Annotated in this window: 10 protein-coding genes; 5 read left to right on the top strand and 5 right to left on the bottom strand. The window is 63.4% G+C overall.

Translation table 11 applies throughout. The features are described from left to right. From FHS03_RS23140 to FHS03_RS23120, 5 genes are all read left to right on the top strand, one after another. The coding region (locus FHS03_RS23140) for a hypothetical protein (protein WP_221208236.1) at nucleotides 1–458 on the top strand (458 nt) is incomplete at its 5' end. Nucleotides 459–713: 255 nt separating this feature from the next. Then, a complete protein-coding gene (locus FHS03_RS23135) occupies nucleotides 714–944 on the top strand; it encodes a hypothetical protein (protein WP_183443276.1) in 231 nt (76 codons plus the stop codon). 171 nt (nucleotides 945–1,115) lie between these two features. Beyond that, nucleotides 1,116–1,544, top strand: coding sequence for a hypothetical protein (locus FHS03_RS23130; RefSeq protein WP_183443275.1), 429 nt, complete (start codon nucleotides 1,116–1,118; stop codon nucleotides 1,542–1,544). 143 nt (nucleotides 1,545–1,687) lie between these two features. Next, nucleotides 1,688–2,239: a hypothetical protein gene (locus FHS03_RS23125; protein WP_183443274.1), complete on the top strand. Its 552-nt coding sequence runs from the start codon at nucleotides 1,688–1,690 to the stop codon at nucleotides 2,237–2,239. Nucleotides 2,240–2,319: 80 nt separating this feature from the next. Continuing rightward, a complete protein-coding gene (locus tag FHS03_RS23120) occupies nucleotides 2,320–2,937 on the top strand; it encodes a hypothetical protein (protein ID WP_183443273.1) in 618 nt (205 codons plus the stop codon). A 113-nt stretch (nucleotides 2,938–3,050) separates the two neighbouring features. Here FHS03_RS23120 and FHS03_RS23115 read toward each other — a convergent pair whose 3' ends face one another. The 5 genes from FHS03_RS23115 to FHS03_RS23095 form a co-directional block, all read right to left on the bottom strand. After that, nucleotides 3,051–3,578: a hypothetical protein gene (locus FHS03_RS23115; RefSeq protein WP_183443272.1), complete on the bottom strand. Its 528-nt coding sequence runs from the start codon at nucleotides 3,576–3,578 to the stop codon at nucleotides 3,051–3,053. A 5-nt stretch (nucleotides 3,579–3,583) separates the two neighbouring features. Continuing rightward, nucleotides 3,584–4,681: an extracellular catalytic domain type 2 short-chain-length polyhydroxyalkanoate depolymerase gene (locus FHS03_RS23110; protein WP_229426365.1), complete on the bottom strand. Its 1,098-nt coding sequence runs from the start codon at nucleotides 4,679–4,681 to the stop codon at nucleotides 3,584–3,586. A gap of 258 nt (nucleotides 4,682–4,939) precedes the next feature. Continuing rightward, nucleotides 4,940–5,215 (bottom strand): response regulator transcription factor, encoded by a 276-nt coding sequence (locus FHS03_RS23105; RefSeq protein ID WP_183443271.1) that lies wholly within the window; start codon nucleotides 5,213–5,215, stop codon nucleotides 4,940–4,942. Nucleotides 5,216–5,322: 107 nt separating this feature from the next. Next, on the bottom strand, nucleotides 5,323–5,868 hold the full coding sequence (locus FHS03_RS23100; protein ID WP_183443270.1) for a glycoside hydrolase family 19 protein: 546 nt from the start codon (nucleotides 5,866–5,868) through the stop codon (nucleotides 5,323–5,325). A gap of 78 nt (nucleotides 5,869–5,946) precedes the next feature. Further along, on the bottom strand, nucleotides 5,947–6,723 hold the full coding sequence (locus FHS03_RS23095; protein WP_229426363.1) for a bestrophin-like domain: 777 nt from the start codon (nucleotides 6,721–6,723) through the stop codon (nucleotides 5,947–5,949). Nucleotide 6,724: the final 1 nt, after the last annotated feature.

The following is a 6,724-nucleotide window of genomic DNA, read 5'->3' as shown; positions in this document are numbered from 1 at the left end:
TTCAGCATTGGGCAATCTGTCGCCCGCCGTCTATGAACGGAAAATGGCAGTGCGTGAACCTATTGTTGTGTCCGAAATTTCTTGACCACCGCAGTACCAGCGACAAAGTCACAGCCGAGATCGAAGCTCTTCTCTTTGCGCCTGCCGCTGACTCAAGTGCCTCTCTTGCCTTGAACAAGGTCCGTGCGCTATTCGTACAGCTACAAGCCGGAAGTCCTGACCGCGGCATGATGAGCGAAGGCTTGAGCGGCCATTTTAGCGACCAGGTCGTCGCCGATTTCGCCGCTTCGCTGAAACCGATGGGCGAGGTGGAGAACATCGTCGAAACGCGTTCCGACCGTCGGGGTGGCCTGGTCTACCGGTTCTTTCGCATCAAGACCGCCGGCGGGACCGTGCGGGTGCCAACTTACTTCACGCCCGACGGCAAGCTGGATCAGTTCATTGTTTATCCGCGCTAGCAGCTGGTGCAACTCGATGGTCTGATGAGCGCCGGTAGCCGCCTCCGAACCGACAGCGGCTGTCAGTTCAGGACCGGCGCTTTGCATTGCGGCTGGCTTTTTGCCTTTTCGCGTTGGGGTAATGCGCTGTAATCGGCCGTAATGGTGTGCCGGATCGCCGCTCGTTAAGGTGGGGGAACTGGGGCTTGGCTCCAGCGGCGGCCCCTCCCGCGCAGCCGGGTGGGGCTTCATTCCTTCCTTTATGACGAGGACATCATGCCAACCGTAACCTTGATGCAAGCGGCGGGTCATCCCGCTGCGAATATCGTTCAGATCACACTGCTGCCGATGGGTGTGGTGCTGGCCGGCCTGGCCGGCGGCCCGCTGCAGTTTACCTGCACCAATGCCCAGGCAACGATCCAGACGGCGACGCAAGCCCTCATTACCTACACCGGACCGGTCGGCGGCCATACTGAAACCCTGGCGGTCAGCTCGGTCCAAGCCTGATCCTGCATCCCTTGCCAGGCCGCGGCCAGCCAAGTCTGTCCGCGGCCTGTTCTTTTTCAGGCCTGGCATACCGCATCTGCCGAATGGTGAAGCCTGTTCCATCTATCCAGAATGAAGCCTAGTCCATCCCGCTGGCATCAAGCTGGATTCATCCAAAACAGGAAAACCGCCATGACTCCTTGCGCAGCATCCAGGGCCGACGCGACGCGCCTGCATTTCCACGTCAGCCTGAATGAAGAACATGTCTTCCTCGATATCGCGCTCGCGCCGGACGCGCAGATCGGCCTGGGCGAACGCGTCCACCACTACAGCTTATTGACCCTGGCCCGTCTGCGTCTGGCCGACGCCCAACGCGGGCTGGATGCCAGCAGCCAGGGCTGGGTCGACGTCGGCTGCCTGTCGCAGATGCTGGGACTCGACGCCAGCCACCTGAACATTCAGATCCACCGCGCGCGCCATCAGTTCGCGCAGGCTATGCCGCCGCAGGCGCAGGCGGCTGCCATCGTCGAGCGGCGGCGCGGCGAGATTCGCTTCGGGACGCTGGCGTTCAGGATTACGCGGGGCGGGAATGTCGAGGGTGAGTTTCCGCTGCCGGCGTAAGGCCGTGTAATCGCGCGTAATGGTTCCAGGCTGGCGCGCGCCGTATCGTGGACACATCCAATTCGGCAGACCGAAAGCGGCAAATGAATATTCAGCTCACCTTCATCAATCGCGCAAGCAGCAGGTGCCGGCAGACGGTGTTCTTGTTTCAGCCCACCATCGCCAACGGCGCGCCGCTGCAAGCCGTGGCGTGGAAGGTGATCCGCAATTGCCCATATGGCTGGCTGCATCCCTTCGCCTACTCCTTGCAGCTGGAGGCAGGAATAGGGGATTGCTACGGTAATTTTTCGCCGCGTCTGGCGGCACGCGAGGGCGATGCGTTTGCCGTGCTGCCGACGGCGGCGGGCCGCTGCTTCAGCCGTTGCGGCGCCCAAGCGGCAGATGGCATCGTGGTCCGTAACGGGATGGCGCGCGGCGCGCTGTACGCCTGCCTGTTCAACGACGGACGCTTGCTGGCCCGCAGCAGCGGCCTGGCGCTCAGGCAGGGGGTGAGTTTTTGCATTCCCGCCGTGCTGCGCATCGGCGTCGGCGGCGATGTGCGCGAAGGCCAACTGCTCGACGCGGAAACGATGGCCGGCGCCTCCTGTGAATTGCGGCTGGCCGGTCTGCGCAGCGCCGATCTGATCATGACGGGAGGAGACGAGGCGGGCGCGGTGCCCGCCGGTTTCCACCTAGAGAACCTTGTCTACGCCTGAGCGCTGCCGGCTCAGGATGACAAAGTAAGCCGGCGTGCCGGCATGCAGCACCTTCCATCTACCTTAACCGGAGTATGCAAATGGACATCAAACTGAACTTCATTAACCGATCCAATGACGCCAACAATTCGGAGATCGTCATCTTTCAGAAGAACCAGGCCACGAATTTCGATGAGCTGCATGTGGCATGGCGCGTCATCAAAAACTGCGGCGTGTACGATAACCACCCCTTCACCTTCCCGATGGCGATGGAGGTCAGCGCCGCCGACAGCTATGGCAACCACACGCCGCGCCTGGCCGCCACCAATGGCGACTTGTTCCATATGGCTAAAGATGGCTCGGGCGATGTCCTGTCGCGCGTCGGCCCTGCCAACAGCAGCAAGGAAGTCCATGTTCGCAACGACCTGGCGACCGGTGCGATCAACGCCGGCATCTTCAAGGACGGCAAACTGCTGGCGCTGAAAACCTCGGTGGCGCCGGGCCAGAAGGCGGTCTTCGAAATCAAGCCGACCATCTGGATCGGCGTCGCATCGCAGATCGAGGAGGGCAAGGTGATGGCATCGGCTGTGATCTCGGACATCAATACCGAACTGTCGCTGCTGAATGTGGCCAGTGCCGATATCGTGCTGACCGGCGGCGGTCCCGGCCCGAACTCGCAGCCGTTCACCTTCACCCTGGAAAACGTGCGCACCGCGTAAATGGCGGAAATGGAAGGGAAAGCGGGCTGCGGCCCGCTTTTTTGCGTGTGGATCGATGCGGCAAAAAAAAGCAGGCTCGTGGAGCCTGCCCATATGAGGTGCCTGCGCGCGGCTCAGTCGGTGCTATCCTCGCCGCTCTGCAAGCTGGCCTGCAGCCAGGACTGGAGCGCCGGTCCCGCCGCGCCGCCCAGTCCTGCGGCTTTGGCCAGCGCCTGCTTGCCGGCCGCCTGGCCTGCATTACAGAAGGCGCCCGTGGCGAGCATGATGTCGTTGGTGTCGCGCGCTTCGGCCACGCTGGCCAGCAGCGTTTCCAGCGCTTCCGACTGGCCTTGGGTGTAGGCCATCAAACCTTGCCAACAGCCTTCCGCGATATCCGCCTGCATGCTGGCGGCACCCTGCAGGCTGCGCGCGGAAGCCTTCATATCGAGGCTGTCGCGCTGTACCGACCATAGGCGGTTCAGGGTGGCAATGCCGGCGGTGGTGGCATTGTCGTGCAGTTGCAGCAGAACGCGGCCGGGGCCGCGCCAGTCCAGTTGCCTGGCGCCGGCGGTGAGCAGCTCGGCCAGTTGCGTATTGAAGCTGGAGTTGAATACCAGGCAGGCGGCGGAGAATTGCCGCAGCGTTTCATCGGATGGTGTCATCGGGTTCATCTTCTTGGCTCCGTGGTCTGGTCAGGGGATGGGCGGGCTTCGCTCAGGCGTTTCAGCATGCTGGCGATGGCGGCGTGCTGCGGCGCCTGTTTCGAATAGAAATCCGGATGCACGGTGTCGTCCGGCGCGGTATAGCCCCAGAAGTCCCAGCAGCCGAGCGGATTGCGGCTCGACGCCGCGATTTGCGGATACAGCACGATGATGCGATTGCCGGCGGCGGTTTCGTTGTAGCCGGTGGTGCGCGCATAGCGGTCGCCAAGCGTGCGTTCGCCTTGCAGGCAGCCATGGAAGGCGACGTGAATGCGGCAAGCGGCTTTTTCGCACGCGTCCGGGACGTAGACATAGCCGATCGGCCCCAGCGTTGCCTTGCCGGCCGGATCGAAGGGCGCCTGGTCGAACATCGACAATTGGCCGGCCGGCCTGTCTCCCGCCTCCTGTAGCGGGCCGTAGATCCATTTCAGGATTTCGCGGGCTTGCTGGTAGCCGCAATTGTTGATGAAGGGGGCGGCCGTCGTGCCGCACGCGTTGTTGGCCGGGCTGTCGGTCAGCAGCGCGTGGCCGGCGGCGATATTGTTGACGTACTTGAGATTGGCCGCTTTCACGCCCGCCAGCGCGAAGAATTTGGCGGTTTGATCGACGACCTTCTGCTTCACCACCTGGTCCTTGGTACCGCTGAAGATATAGATCTTTTGCCGGGCCAGTCCGCTCAAGCTGTCGATCTGGCCTTTTTCGGCGAAGGCGCTGGCGAAGTTCAAGGCTGCGCTGGCGCGCGGCCCGCTGCCCACCGGCGCCATGCAGACGGAGCTGGCCGCCTGGGCGGGCAGCGTCGGCGCGAACAGGCCGGCGCAATAGAATGGGCCGCCGGCGACAATGCCGGCTCCCACCACGGTGGCGGAAAAGGCGACGCTGAACTGGGCCGCCATGAATGCGCCCGAGGACATGCCGGATACTGAGGTTTGGCCAGGGTCCGCGCCATAGGCCGCCAGCGCGGGCAGCGGGGCCGCCTGCGCCGGCACGCTGGCAAGGGCCAGGGTCAGAAACAGACCGGGCAAGATCAGTAGGCGCGGATGGCGATGCGTGGATAGCTGTGTCATTTTCTCTCCTTTCAATCCGGCCGGCGGATAGCCGGTGGCGGAACGTTTGCTTGGGTTGGAACTGCGGGGATGAAACGCGAACTGCTGGGTAGGGAGGCGCTGCTCTGCGCGGACGCGGGCAAATGCAGCCAGCCTTCGCTGATGGCTTCGTACAGCAAGGCGCAGACATTGCTTGCGCCGACTTTGCGCAGCAGGTGGGAGCGGTGGTGCGCGCCGTCTGGTCGCTGATGCCGAGCCGGCGCCCGACCTGCTTGTCGCTCAGGCCTTGCAGCAGCAGCTGGACCACCTCCAGCTCGCGCAGCGAAACTGGCGAGGCGCTAGTCTCTGCTGCATTTTTTTTAGCGGCACGCCATAGTCGGCGAAATAGCGCACCACGAGCTGGCTCGACTTGCTGACCTCGAATTTGGCCAGCAGGTTTTCGCGGTGCTTGCGCGCGGTGGACAGGCTGATATCCAGTTCTTCGGCGATGGCGCGGTCGGAGCGGCCGCGCGCAATCAGTCCGAGGATAGTCTGCTCATGGCTGGTGAGGTGCATATGGTCTCCTATGAGGTGAAAAAGAGCGCACTGCGGCAAGCGCCGGGCTGGGCGCCGGGCGCGCGGTCTTGCACGGGAATGAAGGGGCAGCGGACTGCCGGTTGCCGCTAGGTGCTGGTCAAATGGCTTTTGGCCAGTTCCCAGCGGCGCATGCGGTCATCGAGGCCTGTCAGGCCACCGTTGATGCGCCGGGTCAGCGCCTTGAAGTCGCCGCTGTCGGCCAGGGCGTTGCAGCCGTGGGCTTTCCACCACCAGGCGGCGGAACGCGCCGCCAGCGTTTCCTGCGCCAGCAAGTCGGGATTGCCAAGCAGGTCCACCGCCAGCGCTGCGGCGCATTTGCTGTAATTGGCGCGGCCGGTGATCTGGATCAGGCCGCGGCCCATGAAGCGGCGTCCGTCGCCCGCTTCGGTGTTGCCCAGCATGGCGGCTTTGGCGCCAGGCGGCTCGTAGCCGCGCTGCGCCGTCGTCGGACCCCAGATTTCGCGGGTGTAGACGAAGCTCATGGTTTCGTGTCCGGTTTGCGCGATGAAGGCCGCAATGCGCGCCGGCGTGTCGATCTCGTATTCATCCATGGCATCGCGTACCGCCGCATACCAGCGTTGTGCTGCCTGGGGTGACAGATTGGCCATCAGGCGAAATTCATCTTGCGTCATGATGTCGCTCCTTTCAGGGTGAGAAAGCGCCGCCCTCATTGCGGCTGGGTAGGTGTCCAGATCTGTCCCTGGACGAGTTCATCGATAACATGCTGGTAAGCGTCGGCGCTGACGCTGAATTCGCCGGCGAATGGCCGGTCGACCGCCAGAATGAAAAAGAAGGCCATGCCCAGCGTCACCGCCCAGCGTCACCGCCCAGCTGCAGAGCAGGGCGACGTAGAACGGCGTGGGCGGCATCACATACAGCAGCAGGAAGGAGAGGGCGCTCACGACCAGCATCACGGCCCAAAGGGTGGCTGGCATGGCCACTTCCAGCGTCAGCAGGCGCTGTTGGCGGAACTTGACCATCTCATTGATGCGCTGGTGGATTTCGCGCAGCAGCGCGGTCTGGCGCAGGCTGACCGGCTCGATCTGCAGGACTTTGGCGAACAATTTATTGAACTGGGTGTTGGTGGCGGGATCGGAGCTGAGTTCCTGCTGCATGCGCGGCCATTCCGCATGCACCACCTGCTCCAGGTAGGCGTGCAGCTCCCGTCCCGCCGCCGTGGCGGAGGGGCTGCCGAAGGCCGCCATGTCGTACGCCAGCTCGCTGGCGCTGATGGCCTCGGAGGAGACGGTTTGTCCGGCATCGTTATAGGCGCCCCAGACGCTGACGGCGGCAAACGCCACCAGCAGGGAGTTGATGGTGGTGATGATGGACACCATGGTCAGCGCCATGGCGCGCTGCTCCGCATCGACCTCGATCAGGTGCATGCGCCGCGTCAGCGCATAACCGAGGAAGGCGGCCAGGATGGTAAGGCCCACGACGATCAACGCCATGCAGGAGCTGGGAATGTTGTATAGAAAGTGGATCATC

This window comes from Pseudoduganella violacea (assembly GCF_014191875.1).
Lineage (GTDB): Bacteria > Pseudomonadota > Gammaproteobacteria > Burkholderiales > Burkholderiaceae_D > Rugamonas > Rugamonas violacea_A.
The sequence above is the reverse complement of the archived record's forward strand: the minus strand, read 5'-3'. Positions and strand labels throughout refer to the sequence as shown.

Excerpts from the sequence above, each read along its gene's own strand:
- FHS03_RS23130 (WP_183443275.1), top strand. The coding sequence starts at position 1,116 with ATGACTCCTTGCGCAGCATCCAGGGCCGACGCGACGCGCCTGCATTTC.
- FHS03_RS23095 (WP_229426363.1), bottom strand. The coding sequence starts at position 6,723 with ATGATCCACTTTCTATACAACATTCCCAGCTCCTGCATGGCGTTGATC.
- FHS03_RS23135 (WP_183443276.1), top strand. The coding sequence starts at position 714 with ATGCCAACCGTAACCTTGATGCAAGCGGCGGGTCATCCCGCTGCGAAT.
- FHS03_RS23115 (WP_183443272.1), bottom strand. The coding sequence starts at position 3,578 with ATGACACCATCCGATGAAACGCTGCGGCAATTCTCCGCCGCCTGCCTG.
- FHS03_RS23100 (WP_183443270.1), bottom strand. The coding sequence starts at position 5,868 with ATGACGCAAGATGAATTTCGCCTGATGGCCAATCTGTCACCCCAGGCA.
- FHS03_RS23110 (WP_229426365.1), bottom strand. The coding sequence starts at position 4,681 with ATGACACAGCTATCCACGCATCGCCATCCGCGCCTACTGATCTTGCCC.
- FHS03_RS23120 (WP_183443273.1), top strand. The coding sequence starts at position 2,320 with ATGGACATCAAACTGAACTTCATTAACCGATCCAATGACGCCAACAAT.
- FHS03_RS23105 (WP_183443271.1), bottom strand. The coding sequence starts at position 5,215 with ATGCACCTCACCAGCCATGAGCAGACTATCCTCGGACTGATTGCGCGC.